General features: G+C 70.6%; 20 protein-coding genes. 11 read left to right on the top strand and 9 right to left on the bottom strand.

Going from position 1 to position 20,876, the window contains the following annotated elements; all coding sequences use genetic code 11:
• Positions 1-52: 52 nt before the first annotated feature.
• The 5 genes from ACIQPR_RS39395 (at position 53) to ACIQPR_RS39375 (ending at position 4,145) form a co-directional block, all read left to right on the top strand.
• A complete protein-coding gene (locus ACIQPR_RS39395) occupies positions 53-337 on the top strand; it encodes a hypothetical protein (protein ID WP_403658996.1) in 285 nt (94 codons plus the stop codon).
• Between the two features lie 91 nt (positions 338-428).
• The gene (locus ACIQPR_RS39390; protein ID WP_403658993.1) at positions 429-1,496 is read left to right on the top strand and encodes a glucose-1-phosphate thymidylyltransferase; all 1,068 of its coding nucleotides are present in this window, start codon (positions 429-431) and stop codon (positions 1,494-1,496) included.
• Positions 1,493-2,464, top strand: a complete 972-nt coding sequence (gene rfbB, locus ACIQPR_RS39385) for a dTDP-glucose 4,6-dehydratase (protein WP_403658990.1) — start codon at positions 1,493-1,495, stop codon at positions 2,462-2,464. Before ACIQPR_RS39390 ends, rfbB begins: the two co-directional genes overlap by 4 nt.
• On the top strand, positions 2,464-3,345 hold the full coding sequence (gene rfbD, locus ACIQPR_RS39380; protein ID WP_403658987.1) for a dTDP-4-dehydrorhamnose reductase: 882 nt from the start codon (positions 2,464-2,466) through the stop codon (positions 3,343-3,345). The genes rfbB and rfbD overlap by 1 nt, the downstream gene beginning before the upstream one ends.
• The gene (locus ACIQPR_RS39375) at positions 3,342-4,145 is read left to right on the top strand and encodes a class I SAM-dependent methyltransferase (protein ID WP_403658984.1); all 804 of its coding nucleotides are present in this window, start codon (positions 3,342-3,344) and stop codon (positions 4,143-4,145) included. The genes rfbD and ACIQPR_RS39375 overlap by 4 nt, the downstream gene beginning before the upstream one ends.
• Here the strand turns inward: ACIQPR_RS39375 and rfbC are convergent.
• The 4 genes from rfbC to ACIQPR_RS39355 all read right to left on the bottom strand — a co-directional run bounded on the left by rfbC (position 4,135) and on the right by ACIQPR_RS39355 (position 8,068).
• Positions 4,135-4,743 carry a dTDP-4-dehydrorhamnose 3,5-epimerase gene (gene rfbC / locus ACIQPR_RS39370; RefSeq protein WP_403658982.1) on the bottom strand — a complete coding sequence of 203 codons (609 nt, stop codon included), beginning with the start codon at positions 4,741-4,743 and terminating at the stop codon, positions 4,135-4,137. The genes ACIQPR_RS39375 and rfbC overlap by 11 nt on opposite strands.
• Positions 4,744-4,796: 53 nt before the next feature.
• A complete protein-coding gene (locus ACIQPR_RS39365) occupies positions 4,797-6,761 on the bottom strand; it encodes a glycosyltransferase family 2 protein (RefSeq protein WP_403658979.1) in 1,965 nt (654 codons plus the stop codon).
• A gap of 116 nt (positions 6,762-6,877) precedes the next feature.
• On the bottom strand, positions 6,878-7,492 hold the full coding sequence (locus ACIQPR_RS39360; RefSeq protein ID WP_403658976.1) for an isochorismatase family protein: 615 nt from the start codon (positions 7,490-7,492) through the stop codon (positions 6,878-6,880).
• 114 nt (positions 7,493-7,606) lie between these two features.
• The gene (locus ACIQPR_RS39355; protein ID WP_403658973.1) at positions 7,607-8,068 is read right to left on the bottom strand and encodes a MarR family winged helix-turn-helix transcriptional regulator; all 462 of its coding nucleotides are present in this window, start codon (positions 8,066-8,068) and stop codon (positions 7,607-7,609) included.
• A 160-nt stretch (positions 8,069-8,228) separates the two neighbouring features.
• On the opposite strand from ACIQPR_RS39355, the gene ACIQPR_RS39350 reads away from it, so the two are divergent.
• Complete coding sequence (locus ACIQPR_RS39350) at positions 8,229-8,729, top strand: metallophosphoesterase family protein (RefSeq protein WP_403658970.1); 501 nt, start codon at positions 8,229-8,231, stop codon at positions 8,727-8,729.
• An 8-nt stretch (positions 8,730-8,737) separates the two neighbouring features.
• On the opposite strand, the gene ACIQPR_RS39345 is transcribed toward ACIQPR_RS39350, so the two are convergent.
• A complete protein-coding gene (locus tag ACIQPR_RS39345) occupies positions 8,738-9,952 on the bottom strand; it encodes an XdhC family protein (protein ID WP_403658967.1) in 1,215 nt (404 codons plus the stop codon).
• Positions 9,953-10,146: 194 nt separating this feature from the next.
• Between ACIQPR_RS39345 and ACIQPR_RS39340 the strand changes: the two genes are divergently transcribed.
• From ACIQPR_RS39340 to ACIQPR_RS39330, 3 genes are all read left to right on the top strand, one after another.
• Positions 10,147-12,114 (top strand): GTP-binding protein, encoded by a 1,968-nt coding sequence (locus ACIQPR_RS39340; RefSeq protein ID WP_403658964.1) that lies wholly within the window; start codon positions 10,147-10,149, stop codon positions 12,112-12,114.
• 88 nt (positions 12,115-12,202) lie between these two features.
• The gene (locus ACIQPR_RS39335; RefSeq protein WP_403658962.1) at positions 12,203-14,059 is read left to right on the top strand and encodes a cellulase family glycosylhydrolase; all 1,857 of its coding nucleotides are present in this window, start codon (positions 12,203-12,205) and stop codon (positions 14,057-14,059) included.
• Positions 14,060-14,229: 170 nt separating this feature from the next.
• Entirely contained in the window at positions 14,230-14,901 is a 672-nt protein-coding gene (locus ACIQPR_RS39330; RefSeq protein ID WP_403658959.1) for a TetR/AcrR family transcriptional regulator, read from the top strand.
• Here ACIQPR_RS39330 and ACIQPR_RS39325 read toward each other — a convergent pair.
• A complete protein-coding gene (locus ACIQPR_RS39325; RefSeq protein WP_403658957.1) occupies positions 14,898-15,950 on the bottom strand; it encodes a helix-turn-helix transcriptional regulator in 1,053 nt (350 codons plus the stop codon). The genes ACIQPR_RS39330 and ACIQPR_RS39325 overlap by 4 nt on opposite strands.
• Before the next feature lie 107 nt (positions 15,951-16,057).
• On the opposite strand from ACIQPR_RS39325, the gene ACIQPR_RS39320 reads away from it, so the two are divergent.
• Complete coding sequence (locus ACIQPR_RS39320) at positions 16,058-16,456, top strand: VOC family protein (RefSeq protein WP_403658954.1); 399 nt, start codon at positions 16,058-16,060, stop codon at positions 16,454-16,456.
• Here ACIQPR_RS39320 and ACIQPR_RS39315 read toward each other — a convergent pair.
• On the bottom strand, positions 16,453-17,679 hold the full coding sequence (locus tag ACIQPR_RS39315; RefSeq protein WP_403658952.1) for a glycosyltransferase: 1,227 nt from the start codon (positions 17,677-17,679) through the stop codon (positions 16,453-16,455). The two genes, ACIQPR_RS39320 and ACIQPR_RS39315, sit on opposite strands and share 4 nt — an antisense overlap.
• A gap of 169 nt (positions 17,680-17,848) precedes the next feature.
• Between ACIQPR_RS39315 and ACIQPR_RS39310 the strand changes: the two genes are divergently transcribed.
• Positions 17,849-19,807 carry a ricin-type beta-trefoil lectin domain protein gene (locus tag ACIQPR_RS39310; RefSeq protein ID WP_403658949.1) on the top strand — a complete coding sequence of 653 codons (1,959 nt, stop codon included), beginning with the start codon at positions 17,849-17,851 and terminating at the stop codon, positions 19,805-19,807.
• Positions 19,808-19,858: 51 nt separating this feature from the next.
• Here the strand turns inward: ACIQPR_RS39310 and ACIQPR_RS39305 are convergent, their stop codons facing one another.
• Both ACIQPR_RS39305 and ACIQPR_RS39300 read right to left on the bottom strand, forming a co-directional pair.
• Positions 19,859-20,200, bottom strand: coding sequence for a hypothetical protein (locus tag ACIQPR_RS39305; protein ID WP_403658946.1), 342 nt, complete (start codon positions 20,198-20,200; stop codon positions 19,859-19,861).
• 5 nt (positions 20,201-20,205) lie between these two features.
• A partial coding sequence (locus ACIQPR_RS39300) for a cbb3-type cytochrome c oxidase subunit I (RefSeq protein WP_403658943.1) occupies positions 20,206-20,876 on the bottom strand: 671 nt, incomplete at its 5' end.

The raw sequence follows: 20,876 nt of genomic DNA, 5'->3' as shown, positions 1-20,876 counted from the left end.
CGGCGGCAGGTCGGAGCGGCTGCGGGGGTTCCCCGTGATGAGGTGCCTGCTTGTGGCACACACCTTCGAAGAGCTGGTCGAGAAGCAGCGCGCGGCCGACCAGGCGCGCGCCAGGGTCAAGGAGATGCGGGACGCCCTCGGGGCGCCCGCCCACGAACCCTGGACCGAGGCCCAGACCGAGACCTACGAGACCGCCTGGCGGGCCTGGCGCGACCTGAGCCGCGAGGCGCAGTCCGCGGTGGGCGAGTACGCGAAGGACGAGGGGCTGGACCGCGCCGGGGTCACCGCGGACGTGGAGCGGGCCGCGGGCGGACCGTCCGGACCGGCGGGCGATTAGACACCTCCCGTCCCACCTATCGTTGGATGGTCGTAATAAACGAACATAGGGAGGAACGATGCACGTCCAAAGATGACGCTAAGGTGAAGCGATGAAGGCTCTCGTTCTCTCCGGCGGCACTGGATCCCGCCTGAGGCCGATCACACACACATCGGCAAAACAGCTCGTCCCGGTGGCCAACAAGGCCGTCCTTTTCTACGGGCTCGAATCACTCGCCGACGCGGGCATCACCGAGGTCGGCATCATCGTCGGTGACACCGCGGCGGAGATCGAGGAGGCGGTGGGTGACGGGTCGAAGTTCGGCCTCCAGATCACCTACATCCCGCAGGACCGTCCCCTCGGACTGGCCCACGCCGTCCTGATCGCGCGCGAGTACCTCGGCGACGACGACTTCGTGATGTACCTCGGCGACAACTTCATCGTCGGCGGCATCACCGGCCTCGTCGAGGGCTTCCAGGCCAACAAGCCCGACGCGCAGATCCTGCTCACCCACGTGCCCGACCCGCGCTCCTTCGGCGTCGCCGAACTCAGCGAATCCGGCCAGGTCATCGGCCTGGAGGAGAAGCCCGAGCACCCCAAGAGCGACCTCGCCCTGGTCGGTGTCTACCTCTTCACGCCCGCCATCCACGACGCGGTGCGCGCCATCAAGCCGTCCTGGCGCGGCGAGCTGGAGATCACCCACGCCATCCAGCAGCTGATCGACGACGGCGCCGACGTGCGCTCCTCGGTCATCCACGGCTACTGGAAGGACACGGGCAACGTCGTCGACATGCTCGAAGTCAACCGGACCGTCCTGGAAGGCATGGACCGCCGTATCGACGGCGAGGTCGACGACGCCTCCGAGACCATCGGCCGCGTGGTCATCGAAGCGGGCGCGCGCATCGAGGGTTCGCGCATCGTCGGACCCGTCGTCATCGGCGCCGGAACCGTCGTGCGCGACTCCTACGTCGGACCGTTCACGTCCGTCGCGGAGAACTGCCGTATCACCGACAGTGAACTGGAGTTCTCCATAGTGCTCCAGGACTCGTCCATCGCCGGGGTGGGCCGGATCGAGTCCTCGCTCATCGGCAAGCACGTCGAAGTGACCCCCGCACCGGGGGTACCCAGCGCCCACCGCCTCGTTCTCGGAGACCACAGCAAGGTGCAGATCCGTTCATGAATCTCCTCGTCACCGGCGCCGCCGGCTTCATCGGTTCCACGTACGTCCGCACGCTCCTCGCCTCGGACGCGCCCGACGCGCCCCGCATCACGGTGCTGGACAAGCTCACGTACGCCGGCACGCTCGACAACCTTGAGATAGGCCACCCGCGTCTGGAGTTCGTCCAGGGCGACATCTGCGACGCCGAACTGGTCGACAAGCTGATGGCCGAGGCGGACCAGGTCGTCCACTTCGCCGCCGAGTCCCACGTGGACCGCTCGATCAACGGCGCCGCCGACTTCGTCCGCACCAACGTGGTGGGCACCCAGGTCCTGCTCGACGCGGCCCTGCGCTACACCGTGCCGTTCGTGCACATCTCCACCGACGAGGTCTACGGCTCCATCGAGTCCGGCTCCTGGCCCGAGACCCACCCGCTCGCGCCCAACTCGCCGTACTCCGCGTCGAAGGCCTCCTCCGACCTGCTCGCCCTGGCCTACCACCGCACCCACGGCCTGGACGTCCGCGTCACCCGCTGCTCGAACAACTACGGGCCGCACCAGTTCCCCGAGAAGGTCATCCCGCTGTTCGTCAGCAACCTCCTCGACGGCAAGAAGGTCCCGCTCTACGGCGAGGGCCTCAACGTCCGCGACTGGCTGCACGTCGAGGACCACTGCCAGGGCATCGAGCTGGTGCGCACCAAGGGCCGGGCCGGCGAGGTCTACAACATCGGCGGCGGCACCGAGCTCAGCAACAAGGAGCTCACCGGACTGCTCCTCGAAGCCTGCGGCGCCGACTGGGACTCGGTCGAGCGTGTCGAGGACCGCAAGGGCCACGACCTGCGCTACTCCGTCGACTGGTCCAAGATCCACGACGAGCTGGGCTACACCCCGAAGCACGACTTCACCACCGGCCTCGCGGACACCGTCGCCTGGTACCGCGACAACCGCGCCTGGTGGGAGCCGCTCAAGGCAAGGGTGGAGCGCGCCTGATGAAGTGGCTGGTCACCGGTGCCGGCGGGATGCTCGGCCACGACGTCCTGGACGAACTCGCCCGGCGCGGTGAGCAGTTCGTCGGTCTCGACCGCGCCGCCCTGGACATCACCGACCCCGCGTCGGTGGACCGGGCGTTCGCGGAACACCACCCCGACGTGGTGGTGAACTGCGCGGCGTACACCGCCGTCGACGACGCCGAGACCGACGAGGAGCGGGCCCTTCGCATCAACGGCGAGGGGCCCCGGCTCCTGGCCCGCGCCTGCGCCGCCGCGGGCGCCCGCCTGGTCCATGTCTCCACCGACTACGTCTTCGACGGCGAGGCCCGCGGCACGCCGTATCCGGAGAACCACTCCACCGCACCGCGCACCGCGTACGGCCGGACCAAACTCGCGGGCGAGCAGGCCGTGTTGGCCGAACTGCCCGGTAACAGCGCGGTTGTCCGAACGGCTTGGCTGTACGGAGCCTGTGGGGGTAACTTCGTCCGCACGATGATCGAGCTGGAAGCACGTCGCGACACTCTCGACGTCGTCGACGACCAGCACGGACAGCCGACCTGGAGCGCCGACGTCGCCGTACGGATCGCTGATCTGGGCGCCCGTATCGGCCAGGTCGAGGGCGCGCACGGGGTGTTCCACGCGACCAGCTCCGGCGAGACCAGCTGGCACGGTCTCGCACGGGAGGTGTTCCGGCTCATCGGCGCCGACCCGGAGCGGGTCCGCCCCACCACGAGCGCTGCCTTCGTCCGTCCCGCGCCCCGCCCCGCCTACAGTGCCCTCGGGCACGAGCGGTGGCAGGAGGTCGGCCTGGAACCGCCGAGGGACTGGCGGTCCGCCCTGCACGAAGCACTTCCTCACATCCGCAAGGAGATTTCTTCGTGAAACGTCATGAGTTCCTGCGGGGACTCCACAAGTCAACCGCGAACCGCAACTACCTGGAGATCGGCGTCAACGACGGCCGCAGCCTGACGCTCTCCCGGGTACCCAGCGTTGCGATCGATCCGGCGTTCAAGGTGGTCACGGAGATCCGCTGCGACGTCCACCTGGCCAAGGCCACCAGTGACGACTTCTTCGCCCGGGACAACCCGCTGGTGCATCTGCGCGGCGGACGCCACCCGCTGCGTCAACTCGCCCGCAACCGGAGCCCGTTGGGCTGGTGGAAGACCACCACGCTGGACCTGTCGTTCATCGACGGCATGCACCTCTTCGAGTACGCGCTGCGCGACTTCATCAACGTGGAGAAGCACTCGGACTGGGCCAGCGTCATCGTCTTCGACGACATGCTGCCGCGCAGCATCGACGAGGCGGCCCGCGACCGGCACACCGACGCCTGGACGGGCGACGTGTACAAGCTGGTCGAGATCCTCGCCCGCTACCGTCCCGACCTGGTGACGGTTCTGGTGGACACCCAGCCCACGGGTCAGCTCGTGGTCTTCGGCGCCGACCCGAACAGCACCGTCCTCAAGGACAAGTACGACGAGATCATCGCCGAGTTCGAGGTTCCGGACCCGCAGAAGGTGCCCGAGGCGATCCTTGAGCGCACCACCGCGGTGCAGCCCGAGACGCTGCTGAACGCCGGCTTCTGGGGCCCCCTCGCCAAAGCGCGGGACCGCGGGACCAAGCGGTCCCGCGGCTGGGAGCCCCTGCGCCGCTCGGTGGAGCAGCTCAGCGTCAGTCGCTGACCTGCCCACCGCGCAGTCGCTCGTAGTAGGCGGAGCAGTCCGCGTAGGACGGAAGAAGTCCTGACTGCTCCGCCTCCGCCAGTGTCGGAGCCTCGGCGTCCTTCTCCGACAGCACCGGCTCGAAGCCCTCGGGCCACTCGATGCCCAGCGCCGGGTCGAGCGGGTTGATCCCGTGCTCACGGCCGGGCGAGTAGCCCGTCGAGCACAGGTACACCACGGTCGCGTCGTCGGTCAGGGCCATGAACGCGTGCCCGAGCCCCTCCGCGAGGAACACGGCGTGCTTGCTGTCGTCGTCCAGCCGGACGGCCTCCCACTGACCGAACGTGGGAGAGCCGACGCGGATGTCCACGATCACGTCGAGGACCGCGCCCCGCACACACTTGACGTACTTGGCCTGGCTCGGCGGCACGTCGGAGAAGTGCACTCCGCGCACCACACCCCGCCGCGACACCGAGCAGTTGGCCTGCGACAGGGCCAGGTCGTACCCGGTGGCCTCGCGGAACTCCTCGCCCCGGTACCACTCGTGGAAACTGCCCCGGTCGTCAGGGAAGACCTTGGGCTCCAGGACCCAGGCGCCTTCAATCCCCAGTGCTCGCACGTTCTTTCGTCCTCCATGGCTTGCTCGGGTACGGCGATGTGCTTGCGGTACCGCTACTTGTTCAGGGCGCGCTTCAGCTTGCGCGCCACCCGCCGGGCCAGTCCCGGCTTCGGCTTGGCGGCCACCGGCTTCGGCGTGGGCTTGGGCTCGGCGGGCTTGGCCTTCGGCGCGGCCTCCACCCGGAGACCGCCGGCGTCACCGGCCAGCCGCACCGGCAGCGCCAGGAAGCGCTGCCCGGTCGCGGTCGGCGTCAGACACACCGAGGCACCCCACGCGAGGTCCTTCAGCTCGGCCGCGGGCACCTCGGCCGCCAGCCGCGCACCGGAGGACTCGGGCGAGACCACACCGGGCACGTCCAGGGTCGTACCGGACGCCTTGTGGGTCAGGCGCAGCAGTACGTCGGTGGCCGCGGGCACGTAGAAGGGGAGCAGCACGCCGACGCGGGCGCCGGTGACCGTGAAGTCGCCGGGCTTGAGGTCGCCGAGGCCCAGGCGCTTGCCCGCCTTGTCGACGTCCAGCGAGAAGTTGCCGTGCGGCTCCGTGTAGTACGGGAGCAGCACCTGGCCGGCGACGACACCGGCGTGCCCGGCGTTCTCGCCGTGCTGCGGGACCGGGCCGAGGCGGCACTCCTTGTTCCAGGAGCCGATGACCACCCGGACGTAGGTGTCCCAGAGGCCGTCGGCCAGCGGGGTGCCGCCGGCAGCGGTGGCCGGGTCGACGGTGGCCGTGGCGTGCAGCACCAGCCGGACGCCGTCGCCCTCGGGGACCGCCTCGTGCGAGATCTGCACGGGCTGGAAGTGCGAGGCGGCACTGGTGCGTTCGCGCACGACGAGGTCGGCCGTGGCCTTCTTGAAGACGTGCGTGGCGTCGGCCGTCAGCAGGGTGGTGGCCTCGGCGAGGTTCTTCGGCTCGGGGTGCTTGGGGGCCGGCGCGCCCTGGGCCGGGAAGATCGCGGGCTTGCCGTCGACGACGAACTCGGCCCGGTAGTGGACCAGCAGCTTGCCGTCCCGCCACTCGATCTCGCCGGGGGCGGCCTGCGGCTTGAGGGCGGCCTCCCACTCGGCGAGCTCGACGAGGTCGTCGTAGCGGTCGGCGGCGGCGAGGGCGGCGACGACCCGCAGCCGCGGGCCGAGACCGGCCGCGACACCGGGGCCGAAGCGCTCGGTCATGACACCGCGGATCTCCTTGAGGAGTTCACGGCGGTAGTCGTCGGGGGCCTTCAGGAGCCGGCCGCCGCCGAGGCGCTCCATCATCTCGACGCGCAGCCAGCGGCGGAAGATCCGGTCCCGGGCCGGACCGGGCTCGGTGTACTTCTCTACTACGTCGAGCGCCTCGCGCAGGTTCTTGAAGTAGCCGACCGGGTCGAAGCGCTGGAAGCCGGCGTTCGAGGCGTCCTCGCGCTTGATGTGGTAGTAGCAGACGTAGTCGCTGAGGACGGCGACGTTGTCCGCGGCGAGGTAGGCCTCCGTCACGAAGACGTGGTCCTCCAGACGGCGACGACCCTCCGGGAACCGCAGACCGATGCGATCGAGGAACGCCCGGCGCAGCATCTTGTGCGGGGTGAGGCTGTCCATCAGCGGCGCGGTCTCGACCGACGCGTGCGGGTAGTTCTTGCGGAACAGCTCCACCGGCACGGCGCGGCCCTTGCCGGCCATCTTGCCGACGATGACATCGGCGCCGTTGGCCACGCCGTAGTCGTACATCCGCTCCAGGGCCTCGTCTCCGAGGTAGTCGTCGTTGTCGACGAACATGACGAACTCGCCCTTGGAAGCGGCGATGCCGACGTTGCGGGGCTTGCCGGACCAGCCGGACGCCTCCTGGTGGATGACGTGGATGTGGGGGTGCTCGGCGGCCACCTCGTCCAGCCGCGCGGGCGTGCCGTCCGTCGAGCCGTCGTCGACGAAGATCGCCTCGTACTCGTCGTTAGGCAGGGACTGCCTGAGGAGAGAGGAGATGCAATCCTCGATGTAGGGCCCTGGGTTGTACACAGGGACGACGACACTGACCTTGACCGACATGCGGCTTCTAGCCCCCTTGTTGTGCGCTGCCGTCCCCCGTTGCGGAACGGCGCGAGTGGGGTGATGCTAACCCGGTCTGTCTCGATGCCGCCCATTGGGCCGGTGTTGGGCAACGGTTAACCAACGGTAGCCCGATGTCCGCTCCCGTCGTGGGTCTTGGCCAGAAGTTCCAGGATTTCGGCCGATGTGCCCGTTTCGCCCAGGCGCGGGAAGATTCGCTCGATGCTGTGGGCGTGCGAGACGGCGTCCAGGTCGGCCATCGCGTCCGTGGCCAGCGTCACGTGATAGCCGTGCTCGTGCGCCGCGCGGGCGGTCGACTCGACGCCGATGCTGGTCGCGACACCGGTCAGCACGATCTGCGTGACACCGCGCCGCCGCAGCTGCACGTCGAGGTCGGTGCCGTGGAAGGCGCCCCAGTTCCGCTTGGTCACCCGGATGTCGCCCGGGTGCCCCGACAACTCGTCCACGACGACGTCCCAGCCCTGCGGACGGGCCGCGCCCCCGGCACGCTGCTGCTCGGTACGGCCGGGAACCGCGTCCACGCCGTCGGCCGCGAAACTGACCCGGACCAGCGCGACGGGAAGCCCCGCGCCCCGGAACGCGTCGGCCAGCTCGACGGTACGGGCCACGACCTCGGGCCCGCTGTAGGGCTGGGTCGGGGCGCCGACGATGCCGTTCTGGAGATCGATCACGACGAGGGCGGTACGCGGGTCGAGGGTGGTGACTGCCATGGGAGGGAGGCCTTTCGGTGTATCGGTGTATCGGTGTGTCTGGATATCGATCTGTCGGTATGTCGCTGTATCGGTACGTGCGGGGCCAGGGAGGCGCCCGTGCCTGCTGCGCCGTCACTGCTCCGACAGTCGGCCCAGCAGTGTCAGCGCGTCGATGATCGTCCGCCGCTCCTGCTCGGTGTAGCGGTCCTCGAAGGCGCGCGCGAGCCACTCCTCACGGACCTGCCGGTTGTCCTCGACGCGCGCACGGCCCGCCGCGGTGAGGGTGACCAGCTGTCGGCGGCCGTCCTCGGGGTCGGGGCCGCGCCGGATCAGCCCGTGCCGGTCGAGGGCGGCGAGGGTGGCGGCCATCGACTGCGGTCGGACCCCCTCGGCCGCCGCCAGCGCGCTGGCCGTGGCCGCGCCGTGCTTGCCGACCAGGGTGAGCGCAGACTCCTGCGAGGGCGTCAGGTCCTCGTCGGTCGCGACCTCGCGGATCCGCCGCCGCAGCCGGCTGAACACCACCCGCAGATCCCGCGCGGAGCGGGCGGCGGAGTCCGAGATACCGGCCGGTGCCCGGGAGGTCTGCTGATCCATGCCCGCCACCGTAGGACCAGCAGGCCCAACTGTCCAGTCACAACTGAACAGTCTTACCTGAAGATCGCGAAGATTCCTCGGCATGGACTGCTCTGCGCGCCGACAGGGACACGAACACGCGGCTGCACCGCCCCACACACCGCATGCCTACGCTGGAGCGGTGCGTCTGCTGCTGATGTCCGACACCCATCTCCCCAAGCGAGCCAAGGAACTCCCCGCGCCGCTCCTCGCCGAACTCCCGCGCGCCGACGTCGTGTTCCACGCCGGTGACTGGGTCGACACCGCCACCCTCGACCTGCTGGAGAGCCGCAGCCGGCGGCTCGTCGGTGTGTACGGGAACAACGACGGCCCCGAACTCCGCGCCCGGCTCCCCGAGGTGGCCTACGCCGAACTCGGCGGTCTACGCTTCGGCGCCGTGCACGAGACGGGCCCCGCCCAGGGCCGTGAGGCGCGCTGCGCGGCCCGCTTCCCGGACCTGGACGTGCTGGTCTTCGGCCACAGCCACATCCCCTGGGACACCACGGCCCCCACCGGTCTACGGCTGCTCAACCCGGGCTCCCCGACCGACCGCCGCCGCCAGCCGTACCGCACGTACCTGACGGCGACGGTCGCCGACGGCAGCCTGACCGACCTCACCCTGCACCGGCTTCCGCCGGGCTGACCCGCGGTTCACCCCGGCGCCGCCCGATGGATCGCCCCCGACACCCCGGTCAACGGCATCCCCGTGCCGCTCCACCGCAGCGCCACGATCTCGGCGGCCACGGAGACGGCCACCTCCTGCGGGGTGCGGGCCCCGAGATCCAGACCGATCGGTGACCGCAGCCGGGCCAACTCGCCCTCGTCGAGGCCGGATTCGAGCAGCCGCCGCATACGGTCGTGATGCGTACGGCGGCTCCCCATCGCCCCGATGTAGGCGGCCGGCCGACGCAACGCCTCCACCAGCAGCGGTACGTCGAACTTCGGGTCGTGGGTCAGGACGCAGATCACCGTCCGCGCGTCGGTGTCGGTGCCGGCCAGATACCGGTGCGGCCAGTCCACGACCACCTCGACTCCGCCCGGGAAGCGCTTCGGCGTCGCGAACACCGGCCGCGCGTCGCACACCGTGACGCGGTAACCGAGGAAGTCGCCGATGCGTGCCACCGCTGCCGCGTAGTCGATGGCGCCGAAGACCAGCATCCTGGGCGGCGGCGCGAAGGAGTGCAGAAACACGGTGACGGAGTCCTCACGCCGTTCGCCGTGCGGCCCGTAGTGCCGCAATCCCGTTGCCCCGAGGGCGAGTTCACCGAGTGCGTCGGCGGTGACGGCCGCGTCCAGCCCGGTCGTGCCGAGGGTGCCGAAGGAACTGGCGGTGCCGACAGAGCCGACAGAGCCAGGGACGCCGTTCGTGTCGAGCCCGCCGGAAGCCCCGCCCACCGCACCCGGCGCGCTCACCCCGCTCACCCCGCCCACCGTGCCCGGCCAGACCGCGAGGACCGCCCCGCGCGGCGCGTCCCCGTCGACCACGGTCGCCACCGTCACCGGCTCGCGCGCGGCGACGGACCGGACGACCGCCCCGAACGTGGGATCGGTCTCCGGTGCGACGGGCCGTACCAGCACGGTGATCTCGCCGCCGCAGGTGAGTCCGACCGCGAAGGCGTCCTCGTCGGTGTAGCCGAAGGTCTCCAGCCGTGCCTCGCCGCTCGCCGTCACCTCCCGCGCCAGCTCGAAGACCGCTGCCTCCACGCAGCCCCCGGAGACGCTGCCCACCACCTCGTCGTCCGGGCCCACGGCCATCGCCGCGCCGGGATCGCGCGGCGCGCTGCGGTCGACCGCCACGACGGTGGCCAGGGCGAAGGGCTTCCGGGCCGCGTACCAGCGTCCGAGTTCCGGGAGGATCTCCCGCACGACGCGCTCCTCTCACCGCCGTAGCGCAGCTACGGACGTAAATTCGTTGGCGTCGCCCACCGCCGCTCTGCTGCACTGACCCGTGTCCGGCCATCCGGCCATCCGTCAGCGACGACCGAGGAGCACTGAGATGCGCGCACCGTTCATGTCCGCCCAGGAAGGAAGACCCCCCTCAGCGAAGGACATGACACCAGGTGCACCTGCTCAACCTCGGCATCCTCGCCCATGTGGACGCCGGTAAGACCAGTCTGACCGAACGGCTGCTGCATACGGCCGGTGTGATCGACGCGCTCGGCAGCGTCGACGACGGCAGCACCCGTACCGACACCCTCGCGCTGGAGCGGCAGCGCGGTATCACGATCAAGTCCGCCGTCGTCTCGTTCCCGGTCGACGACGTGACCGTCAACCTCATCGACACTCCGGGCCACCCGGACTTCATCGCCGAGGTGGAGCGCGTGCTCGGCGTGCTCGACGGCGCCGTCCTGGTCGTCTCGGCGGTCGAGGGCGTCCAGCCGCAGACCCGCGTGCTGATGCGCACGCTGCGGCGGCTGCGCATCCCGACGCTCCTCTTCGTCAACAAGATCGACCGACGCGGGGCGCGCGGTGCCGACCTCCTGTCGTCGCTCTCCGAACGGCTCAAGGCGGCGGTCGTCCCGATGGGCTCGGTCGAGGACATCGGCACCCCGGCGGCCGGTTTCCGGCCCGGCCTCGGACCGGGCGCGGCGGCCGTCCTCGCCGACCACGACGACGAAGTGCTCGCCGCCTATGTCGAGGACAGCGTGTCCCACGACCTCCTGCGCACGGCCCTCGCCGCTCGGACCCGGCAGACCCTCGTGCACCCGGTGTACTTCGGTTCCGCCATCACGGGCGCCGGCGTGCCCGCGCTGCTCACCGGCATCAAGGAACTGCTTCCCGCCGCCGGGGGCGACCCCCAAGGCCCGCTCTCCGGCACGGTGTTCAAGGTCGAGCGCGGTCCGGCGGGGGAGAAGATCGCCTGCGCGCGGATCTTCTCCGGCACCCTCCGCACCCGCGACCGCGTCATCTTCGGAGAGGCCGGCGAGGAGGGCAAGGTCACCGCGATCAGCGTCTTCGACCACGGCACGGACACCGGCTCCGACTCCGTCCCGGCGGGCCGGATCGGCCGGCTGTGGGGCCTCGGCGGGATCAGGATCGGCGACGCGATCGGAGTGCCGAGGACGGCGTACGAGCACGTCTTCGCGCCGCCGACCCTCGAAACCGTCGTCGTCCCGGCCCCCGACGCCGACCGCCGCGCCCTCCATCTCGCGCTCACCCGCCTCGCCGAACAGGACCCGCTGATCGGCCTGCGCCACGACGAGGTGCGTCAGGAGACCGCGCTCTCCCTCTACGGCGAGGTGCAGAAGGAGGTCGTGCAGGCCACGCTCGCCGACGAGTTCGGGGTGCGGGTCACCTTCCGCGAAACGACACCCCTCTGCGTCGAACGGCCGGTCGGCACGGGCGCGGCGGCCGAGTTCATCAAGAAGGACGACAACCCCTTCCTCGCCACGGTCGGCCTGCGCGTCGCCCCCGGCCCGGTCGGCTCCGGGGTGCGCTTCGCTCGCGAAGTCGAGCTGGGCGCGCTGCCGTACGCCTTCTTCAAGGCCGTCGAGGACACCGTGCGCGAGACGCTCGGGCAGGGGCTGCACGGCTGGCGGGTCACCGACTGCGTGGTCACCATGACGCACTCGGGCTACGCGCCCCGGCAGAGCCACGCCCATCAGGGCTTCGACAAGAGCATGTCGAGCACCGGCGCCGACTTCCGCGCGCTGACCCCGCTGGTCCTCGTCGACGCGCTGCGGCGGGCGGGGAGCCGGGTGCACGAGCCGATGCACCGGTTCCGTGTCGAGGCCCCGGCCGACACCCTCGGCGCCCTGCTGCCGGTCCTCGCCGCGGCACGGGCCGTACCGCAGTCCACCGAGACGCGGGGGCGGGTGTGCGTGCTGGAGGGGACGGTCCCGGCGGCCCAAGTGCACGGTCTTGAGCGGCAGTTGCCGGGGCTGACGCGCGGTGAGGGGGAGTGGGGGAGCGCCTTCGACCACTACGCGCCCGTCGCGCACGGGACGGTTCCGGAGCGGGCGCGCACCGACCACAACCCGCTGAACCGCAAGGAGTACCTGCTGAACGTGACGCGTCGGGTCGGCTGAGAATGTTTCAACAGGGCTTGAAGAGTGGGAACTTACTGGTGAGTCAGAAGTGTTGACAGTGTCCGGAAATCACCGGACTGTAGTGGACATGACGAATATCCGGGCGCGTTTGATCGTTGTCCTGGTTGTCCTCTGCGGATTCCTGTCGGTGCTGGGTGCCGGACCCGCCACCGCCGCCACCCCAACCGACTCCCTCTGGTTCGACGGCTCACCGCTGACCGTGCAGAACGGCAGCTTCGTCGACAGCTACGGCCGCCAGGTCGTGTTGCGCGGCTACAACGTCTCCGGTGAGACAAAGCTCGCGGAGAACAGCGGCCTCCCCTTCGCCTCGGTCGCCGACGCGAAGAAGTCCGCGACCGCGCTGCGCGCCCTCGGCGGCGGCAACGCGGTGCGCTTCCTGCTCTCCTGGGCCTACGCCGAACCGGTCCGCGGGCAGGTCGACACCACGTATCTGGCCGCCGCCACCGCCCAGATGCAGGCGTTCCTCGACGCCGGCATCCGCGTCTACCCCGACTTCCATCAGGACCTCTACTCCAAGTACCTCTTCAACAGCGGAAGTTGGTACACCGGGGACGGCGCGCCCAAGTGGGCCGTCGCGCTCGGGAGTTACCCCCAGGAGTCCTGCGGGATCTGCCTCTTCTGGGGCCAGAACATCACCCAGAACGCGGCCGTCACCGAGGCCCAGTACGACTTCTGGCACAACAACTACGGCCTCCAGGACTCCTTCCTGGCCACCGCCCAGTCGACCATGACGTACATCCAACAGCACCTGAGCAGCGACGAGTTCGCGGGTGTCGTCGGCTTCGACCCGTACAACGAGCCGTTCGCCGGCACCTACGACTCGGGCCAGACCAGCCGCACTTGGGAACAGAACCTGCTCTGGCCGTTCTATGTGAAGTTCCGCGCCCGGATGGACGCGGCCGGCTGGACGGACAAGCCCGCCCTCGTCGAACCGAACCTCTTCTGGAACTCCAACATCTCCAGCCAGGTGCAGGAGGGCGGCCTCCTCGACGCGGGCACCCTCGGCTCGCGCTATGTCTTCAACACCCACTTCTACGACCAGAAGGCGATCTCCGGCATCCTGATGTGGGGGAACGCGGCCGACGGCCAGTACTCGACGGACTTCGGCACGATCCGTGACCGCGCCTCGGCGGCCGGCACCGCCGCGATCGTCAGCGAGTTCGGGCACCCGCTGTCCGGCACGGTCTCGGGCAAGGCGCCGACCGTCCTCAAGGCGATGTACCAGGCCCTCGACTCCCGCCTGCCGGGCGCGAGTTGGTGGTCCAACCCGGCCGGCTCCGGCCCGGTCCTGTCCGGTACGCAGTGGCAGTGGGACATCTACAACGGCCGCCACGACGAGCTGATGAACGACAACCCCGACAAGGTGCTCACCTCCGGCGACGCCTGGAACGACGAGGACCTCTCGGCCGTCAACATGACCGACTCGGGCACGGTGACCCTCCGCCAGGACGCCCGGCTGCTCGACCGGATCTACCCGAGCGCGACCGCCGGCACCACGGTCGCCTTCACCTACGAGGACCGCTCCCGCGACGGCTCCACGACCCTGACCTGGAACCCGGTCCCCAGCACCCTCCCCAACGTGTCCTCGCTGGTCGGCTCCGGCCAGTACGGCCTGCTGCTGTGGCGCTCCAACAGCTCCACCGCGCCGACCGAACTCCACCTCCCGGCGTCCTTCCCGGCCGCGTCCACCACCGTGGTCTCCGACCTGGGAGCCGTCTCGGGCCTGCCGGCGTACACGTCGTCCACCCCGATCGGCTTCGCCAACGAACCTGGCGGCACCGGCAGCCACCGCCTGCTGCTCTCGGCCTCCGGCTCGGGAACCCTGCACTACGCCCTGATCACCAACGGCGCGTCGAGCCCCTCCTCGACCCTCCTGAGCGCGGCCAAGTCGGAACTGGCCGCGTGGGCGGCGGCGCACAGCTGAACGGCACCGGGCACCGGCCCCTCAGGGGGTCGGTGCCTCCGTATGTGAAGACATTCGTACAAGGGTGAAGTCGAAGTGAACTTGATGAAAAGTGGGGAAGGAGTGCTCTTTTCCGCAAGACCACGAACGCGACAAGATTGGCCGGTGGTCAACGAGACAGAGGTGTCACAGTGACAGGCAGGCTCAAGGCGCCGACCGGCCGCTACGGCGGCAAGTCCGCCGAGCAGCGGCAGGCCGAGCGACGCGAACGCTTCCTGGCCGCCGGGCTCCGGCTCTTCGGCGACACCCCCGGCTACCGCGCCACCACCGTCGCCGCCCTCAGCGAGGCCGCGGGCCTGTCCACCCGGCAGTTCTACGAGGAGTTCCGCAGCCTGGAGGATGTACTCGCCGCGCTCCACCTCCAGGTCAACGACTGGGCCGAGCGAGCCGTCCTGGCCGCGCTCGCCGCCGCCGACGGACTGCCGCTCACCGAGCGGGCGACCATGATCTTCCACGCCTACGCCGCGAACGTCACCGGCGACCCGCGCCGGATCCGCATCACCTTTGTCGAGATCATCGGCGTCAGCCCACGCCTTGAGGAACAGCGGCTGGCCCGCCGCGCCCGCTGGATCAACCTCATCCAGAGCGAGGCGCGCGCCGCGGCCCAGCGCGGGGAGGCGGCGCGCCGCGACTACGGCATCGCCGCGACGGCGTTCATCGGCAGCGTCAACGGCCTGCTCCACGACTGGAGCGCGGGCTGGGTGGACGCCACGCTGGACGAGATCGTCGACGAACTGGTCCGGCAACTCGTGGGCATCATGCAGCCACCCGGCTGGCACTGCGGGGCCGAGATCCAGGCCTAGGGCGAGTCCTCGGCCGGGTCCTCGGCCGGGTCCTCGATCGGGTCCACGGTCGCGTATCCGTCCAGGCGGCGGGCCAGTTCTCGCACCAACTCGCGCAGGGCGGCGGGGCGTTCGACGACGAACGGGCGGTCGAGGGCGGCGAGGACCGGGGGGAGCCACTCCAGCCGCTCGGCCCGGATCCGGACCCGGACCCAGTCCGCGTCCTCGTCGAGCGCGGTCACGATGGCGATCCCGGCCGGGAGGCGCCCGCGCACGTCCTGCGCACCGCCCCGGATCCGCAGCGACACGTCATGGGCCCACGGCGTGCGCGCGAGGCTGTCCAGCACCGTGGCCGCCGGGTCGAACCCCGCCGGAACCTCGAACGCGCCAGGGCCCGCGTCCGAGTCCGAGTCGGAGCCCGGACCCGAGTCCGAGCGCACGCGGAGCGCGGTGACGCGGTCCAGGCGGAAGGTGCGGACCTCGCCGTCGCGGGGGTCGGCGCCGGTCAGGTACCAGCGTCCGGCATGCGCGACCAGCCCGTACGGCAGGACCGTACGGTCGCTGGTGCGGCCCTTCCGGTCGGTGTAGCCGAGCCCCACCGGCCATCTGTGCAGCGCGGCCTCCGCGAGTTCGAGCAGGACCCCCGTCTCCGGGGCGGTCGCGGCGCGCGGTCGCGCGGTGAAGTCGGCGGTGCCGAGCAGGGCGTCGAGCCTGCGGCGCAGGGCGGCGGGCAGGACCCGCAGCAGTTTCGCCGTGGCGCTCTCGCCCGCCGCGGCCGAGGCGGTGACCAGTCCCGCCCGCCGGCCGGCCAGCAGACCGAGCACCACGGCGAGGGCCTCCTCGTCCGTGAGCATCAGCGGCGGCATCCGGTAGCCGGGCGCGAGCCGGTAGCCGCCGTAGCGACCGCGTACCGAGTCGACCGGCACGCCCAGTTCCGTCAGCCGGCCGACGTAGCGGCGGACCGTGCGTTCGTCGACGCCGAGCCGGGCGGCCAGGTCGGGGACGGTGCGCAGGCCGCCGCTCTGGAGGATCTCCAGCAGGGCCAGTACGCGGGTGGTCGAGGTGGTCACTCCGGAAGTCTGCCTCGGATACCGGGCGGAAGCTGTCCGGTATCGGTCCTAGCGTGAGAGCCGCCGCTTCGACCGGCACCCCACACGACCCCTGACAGGAAGCCGCCATGAACTTCGTCTCGATCCGTGTCATCACCGACGACATCGCCCGTCTCGTCGGGTTCTACGAACAGGTCACCGGTGTCACGGCCACCTGGTCGACCCCCGACTTCGCCGAACTCGCCACCCCCGCCTGCACGTTGGCGGTCGCCGGCACCCGCACCGTGGCCCTCTTCGGCACCGGCTCCGCACAGCCCGCCGCCAACCGCTCGGTGATCATCGAGTTCCGGGTGGCGGACGTCGACGCCGCCTGCGAGCGCCTGGCGCCCCTCGACTGCGAGATCGTCCAGAAGCCGACGACGATGCCCTGGGGCAACCGCTCCCTCCTCTTCCGCGACCCCGACGGCAACCTGGTCAACTTCTTCACCCCGGTCACCCCCGAGGCCCTGGCACGTCAGCGCCACTAGACCAGCGCGTCGAGCGCCGCGAGCACCGGAGCCGTGCCGTCCTCGGCGCGCACCCGGGCCCCGAGGGCGCGCGCCCGCTCGGCGTGGGCGGGGTCGCGGGTGGCCTGTACGAGGGCGGCGGACAGGGTGTCCGCGGTCAGCCCGCGCAGCGGCACCGTGCGGGGAGCCACGCCCAGGGCGACCAGGCGGGCGGCCCAGAAGCCCTCGTCGAACTGGATCGGCACCGGCACGGCCGGCACCCCGGCGCGCAGCCCGGCCGCGGTCGTGCCCGCGCCGCAGTGATGGACCACGGCCGCCATCCGCGGGAACAGCGCCGAATGCGGTACCTCGCCGATGCTCAGGACGTCGTCCCCGGCCGCTTCGAGACCGCCCCAGCCGCGCTGGATCACCCCGCGCAGCCCGGCCCGGCGCAGCGCCCGCACGATCTCCCCGCTGAGCCGCTCCGGATCGGGCACGGTGGCACTCCCGAGCCCCACGAAGACCGGAGCGGGCCCCGAGTCGAGGAAGTCGGTGAGTTCGGGCGGGAGTTGGGCGTCCCCGTCGTAGGGCCACCAGTAGCCGGCGACCGTGAGGCCGGGCCGCCAGTCGGCCGGGCGGGGCACGATCGACGGGCTGAAGCCGTGCTGCACGGGCCAGTCGCGCGCCTCCCGGGACCGCAGCGCGGTGCCGGGGCGGGTGCGGGCCAGGCCCAGGCGGGCCCGCACGTCCGGTACGGCGGCGGCGAAGACGTGCTCCACCGCGCGACTCACGCCGTGTCCGGCGACCCGGTTGCCGACCGTGCCCCAGGAGCCGCCGCCGAGCACCGGTGGCGCGAACTCCCTTGTGGGCGCCAGGGGTTGCAGGTAGACGCCCAGGCTCGGCAACGACAGCCCCTCGGCGATGGCATGCCCCAGCGGCCCCAGCGAACTGGACAGCAGCAGCACGTCGCTCGCCCGCGCGGCCGTCAGCAGATCGTCGGTCATCCGCCCGACCAGCGCCCGCGCCATCGCGACCACCCGCAGCAACTTGCCGCCGCCCGAGGCGCTGCGGTGCAGCGCGCGCCCCCGCGAGGACTCCAACTCGGCCCGGGGATCGACCGGTAGAGGATGGAAACCGACGCCCGAACCCGCCACCAGGGGCGCGAACCCGCCGTGGGTGACGAGGGTGACCTCGTGGCCCGCCCGCACCAGGGCATGGCCGAGTCCGGTGTACGGGGCCACGTCGCCCCGGGATCCCGCTGTCATGATCGCTACGCGCACGAGGCCCAGTATCGCGTCCGGCGGTGGGCGATCGGGAGATTGCAACTGCCTCTCGTGTCAGACCCGTTGACTTCACCCTCTGGCGGCTCTACTTTCAGCGCGCCGTTTCGTTCGGCGACCCGATCCTTGTTCGAAATATCGGCAAAGGAGCCGCATGTTCCGCGCCCCCCTCCTGCGGGCCCTCGCGCTGGCCGCAGCCGCAGTCACCCTGCTTCTCTTCACCAGACCCGCGCCGACCGCCCCCCTCCGGTCGGCCCCGGTGGCCTCGACGACCCGGCAGATCGCCGTGCCCACCGCGCCCATGGGCTGGGCCTCCTGGAACAGCTTCGCCGCGAAGATCGACTACAGCGTCATCAAGCAGCAGGTGGACGCGTTCGTCGCCGCCGGCCTCCCGGCGGCCGGCTACGACTACATCAACATCGACGAGGGCTGGTGGCAGGGCACCCGCGACAGCGCGGGCAACATCACCGTCGACACCAGCGAGTGGCCCGGCGGGATGAGCGCCATCGCCGACTACATCCACAGCAAGGGCCTCAAGGCCGGCATCTACACGGACGCCGGCGCCAACGGCTGCGGCTACTACTACCCCACCGGCCGCCCCGCCGCCGCCAACACCGGCAGCGAAGGGCACTACGCCCAGGACATGCTCCAGTTCTCGCAGTGGGGCTTCGACTTCGTGAAGGTCGACTGGTGCGGCGGCGACGCCGAGGGCCTGGACGCGGCCACCACGTACAAGTCGATCAGCTCGGCGGTCGCCACGGCCGCGGCCACCACCGGCCGCCCGCTCACCCTCTCGATCTGCAACTGGGGCTACCAGAACACCTGGAACTGGGCCACCGGCCTCGCCCCCATGTGGCGGACCAGCACGGACATCTACTACTACGGCGGCACGGCGTCGCAGACGGCCGTACTGTCCAACTTCGACCAGACCCTGCACCCGGCGGCCCAGCACACCGGCTACTACAACGACCCGGACATGCTGACCGTCGGAATGACCGGCCTGACCGCCGCCCAGAACCGCACCCACATGGCGCTGTGGGCGATCTCCGGCGCCCCGCTGCTCGCCGGCAACGACCTCACCACGATGACCAGTGACACCGCCGCGATCCTCAAGAACCCGGACGTCATCGCGGTCGACCAGGACGCGCGCGGACTCCAGGGCGTCAAGGTCGCCGAGGACACCACCGGCCTCCAGGTCTACGGCAGGGTCCTCTCCGGCACCGGCAACCGCGCGGCCGTGCTGCTCAACCGCACCTCCTCCGCCCAGAACATCACCGTCCGCTGGTCCGACCTCGGTCTGACCGGCGCCTCCGCCACGGTCCGCGACCTCTGGGCGCAGAGCGACCTCGGCTCCTACGCCACGAGTTACACCGCCAGCGTTCCGGCGGGCGGCTCGGTGATGCTGAAGATCAGCGGCGGCACCGAGGCGGCGAGCACGAACTACACGGCCACCTCCACCGGCAAGTACACCGGCGTCAGCGCGGCGAACACCGGTCTGGACGTGGTCGACGTCGCCTACACCAACACGGGCTCCACCGCCGTCACCGGCACCCTCCAGGTCAACAGCCAGACCGCGACGACGGTCTCCTTCCCGCCGACCGGCTCCAGCCAGGGCACCGTCTCGGTCCAGGTCGACCTGTCGAAGGGCTCCGCCAACTCCCTCACCTTCACCGGCAGTTCACTGCCGACCCTGGGTACGGTCAACGTCCAGCCGATCCCCGGCACGAACGGGAACCTGGTCGTCGGCACCGGGTCCGGCCGCTGCGCCGACATCTACAACAACACCATCACCAACGGCACCCAGGCCGAGATCTGGGACTGCAACGGCGGCCAGAACCAGGCCTGGACGTACACCTCCCGCAAGGAACTCGTGGTCTACGGCAACAAGTGCCTGGACGCCTACAACAACGGCACCACCAACGGCACCAAGGTCGTCATCTGGGACTGCAACGGCCAGAACAACCAGAAGTGGACCGCCAACTCGGACGGCACCCTCACCAACGTCAACGCGGGCCTGTGCCTGGACGCGTCCGGCGCCGCCACCGCCAACGGCACCCTGCTCATCCTGTGGACCTGCGGCACCGCGAACAACCAGAAGTGGACGCTGACGTAACCGTGGCCCACGTCGTCCCGCCGGTCGTCAGGGCCGGCGGGACGCCCGCACCTACCCCACCGCGACGGTGACCAGACCCGTCGCCGCGAGGAGCGCGCACACCAACAGGCAACAGGCGAGGGCACGTTGTCGCAGTCGCCGATACCTCCCCTCGTACTCGTCCCGCAGCCGACGGCTCCGCTCGGCCGTCCGCTCCCACGACACCCGGACGAGCGCCAGGTACTCCGCCTCGAACTCCCGCTCCACATCCTCCCGTTGACCATCGGTGAGCCGATCGAGCCGGGCGGCGAACCGCGCGGCGGCCGTACGACCCTCCGTGCGGGCGGCGGCGATCAGCAGGTGGCCCTCGATCTCGTTGAGGAACGCCCCCGCGTCCACGGAGTGCTCGTCCATCGCGGTCATCGTGAGCTCAACTCCCGCTCCGGCGCCGGGACATCGGAGTGGTGCAGGTCGAACGCCGGGGATTCGCTGCGGATGCGGGGCAGGGTGAGGAAGTTGTGCCGCGGCGGCGGGCAGGAGGTGGCCCACTCCAGCGAGCGGCCGTAGCCCCACGGGTCGTCGACCTCGACCTTCTCGCCGTACTTGGCCGTCTTCCACACGTTGTAGAGGAACGGCAGGATCGACATGCCGAGCAGGAACGAGAAGATCGTCGACACCGTGTTGAGTGTCGTCAGGCCCTCCACCGCGAGGTAGTCGGGAATCCGGCGCTGCATCCCGTTCACGCCCAGCCAGTGCTGGACCAGGAAGGTGCCGTGGAAGCCGATGAACAGCGTCCAGAAGGTGATCTTGCCGAGGCGCTCGTCGAGCATCCTGCCGGTCATCTTCGGCCACCAGAAGTGGAAGCCGGAGAACATCGCGAAGACCACCGTGCCGAAGACGACGTAGTGGAAGTGCGCCACCACGAAGTACGAGTCGGAGGTGGAGAAGTCGAGGGGCGGGGACGCGAGCATCACGCCCGTCAGGCCGCCGAACACGAAGGTGATGAGGAAGCCGGTGGCCCAGAGCATCGGGGTCTCGAAGGACAGGGAGCCCTTCCACATGGTGCCGATCCAGTTGAAGAACTTCACGC

This window comes from Streptomyces sp. NPDC091280 (genome assembly GCF_044768565.1).
In the GTDB taxonomy this organism is placed as follows: domain Bacteria; phylum Actinomycetota; class Actinomycetes; order Streptomycetales; family Streptomycetaceae; genus Streptomyces.
Note: the sequence above shows the minus strand (reverse complement) of the source record. Positions and strands in the feature narration are given on the sequence as shown.

Excerpts from the sequence above, each read along its gene's own strand:
- ACIQPR_RS39390 (WP_403658993.1), top strand. The coding sequence starts at position 429 with ATGAAGGCTCTCGTTCTCTCCGGCGGCACTGGATCCCGCCTGAGGCCG.
- ACIQPR_RS39365 (WP_403658979.1), bottom strand. The coding sequence starts at position 6,761 with ATGTCGGTCAAGGTCAGTGTCGTCGTCCCTGTGTACAACCCAGGGCCC.
- ACIQPR_RS39315 (WP_403658952.1), bottom strand. The coding sequence starts at position 17,679 with ATGACAGCGGGATCCCGGGGCGACGTGGCCCCGTACACCGGACTCGGC.
- ACIQPR_RS39305 (WP_403658946.1), bottom strand. The coding sequence starts at position 20,200 with ATGGACGAGCACTCCGTGGACGCGGGGGCGTTCCTCAACGAGATCGAG.
- rfbD (WP_403658987.1), top strand. The coding sequence starts at position 2,464 with ATGAAGTGGCTGGTCACCGGTGCCGGCGGGATGCTCGGCCACGACGTC.
- ACIQPR_RS39310 (WP_403658949.1), top strand. The coding sequence starts at position 17,849 with ATGTTCCGCGCCCCCCTCCTGCGGGCCCTCGCGCTGGCCGCAGCCGCA.
- ACIQPR_RS39355 (WP_403658973.1), bottom strand. The coding sequence starts at position 8,068 with ATGGATCAGCAGACCTCCCGGGCACCGGCCGGTATCTCGGACTCCGCC.
- ACIQPR_RS39335 (WP_403658962.1), top strand. The coding sequence starts at position 12,203 with ATGACGAATATCCGGGCGCGTTTGATCGTTGTCCTGGTTGTCCTCTGC.
- ACIQPR_RS39320 (WP_403658954.1), top strand. The coding sequence starts at position 16,058 with ATGAACTTCGTCTCGATCCGTGTCATCACCGACGACATCGCCCGTCTC.
- ACIQPR_RS39360 (WP_403658976.1), bottom strand. The coding sequence starts at position 7,492 with ATGGCAGTCACCACCCTCGACCCGCGTACCGCCCTCGTCGTGATCGAT.
- rfbB (WP_403658990.1), top strand. The coding sequence starts at position 1,493 with ATGAATCTCCTCGTCACCGGCGCCGCCGGCTTCATCGGTTCCACGTAC.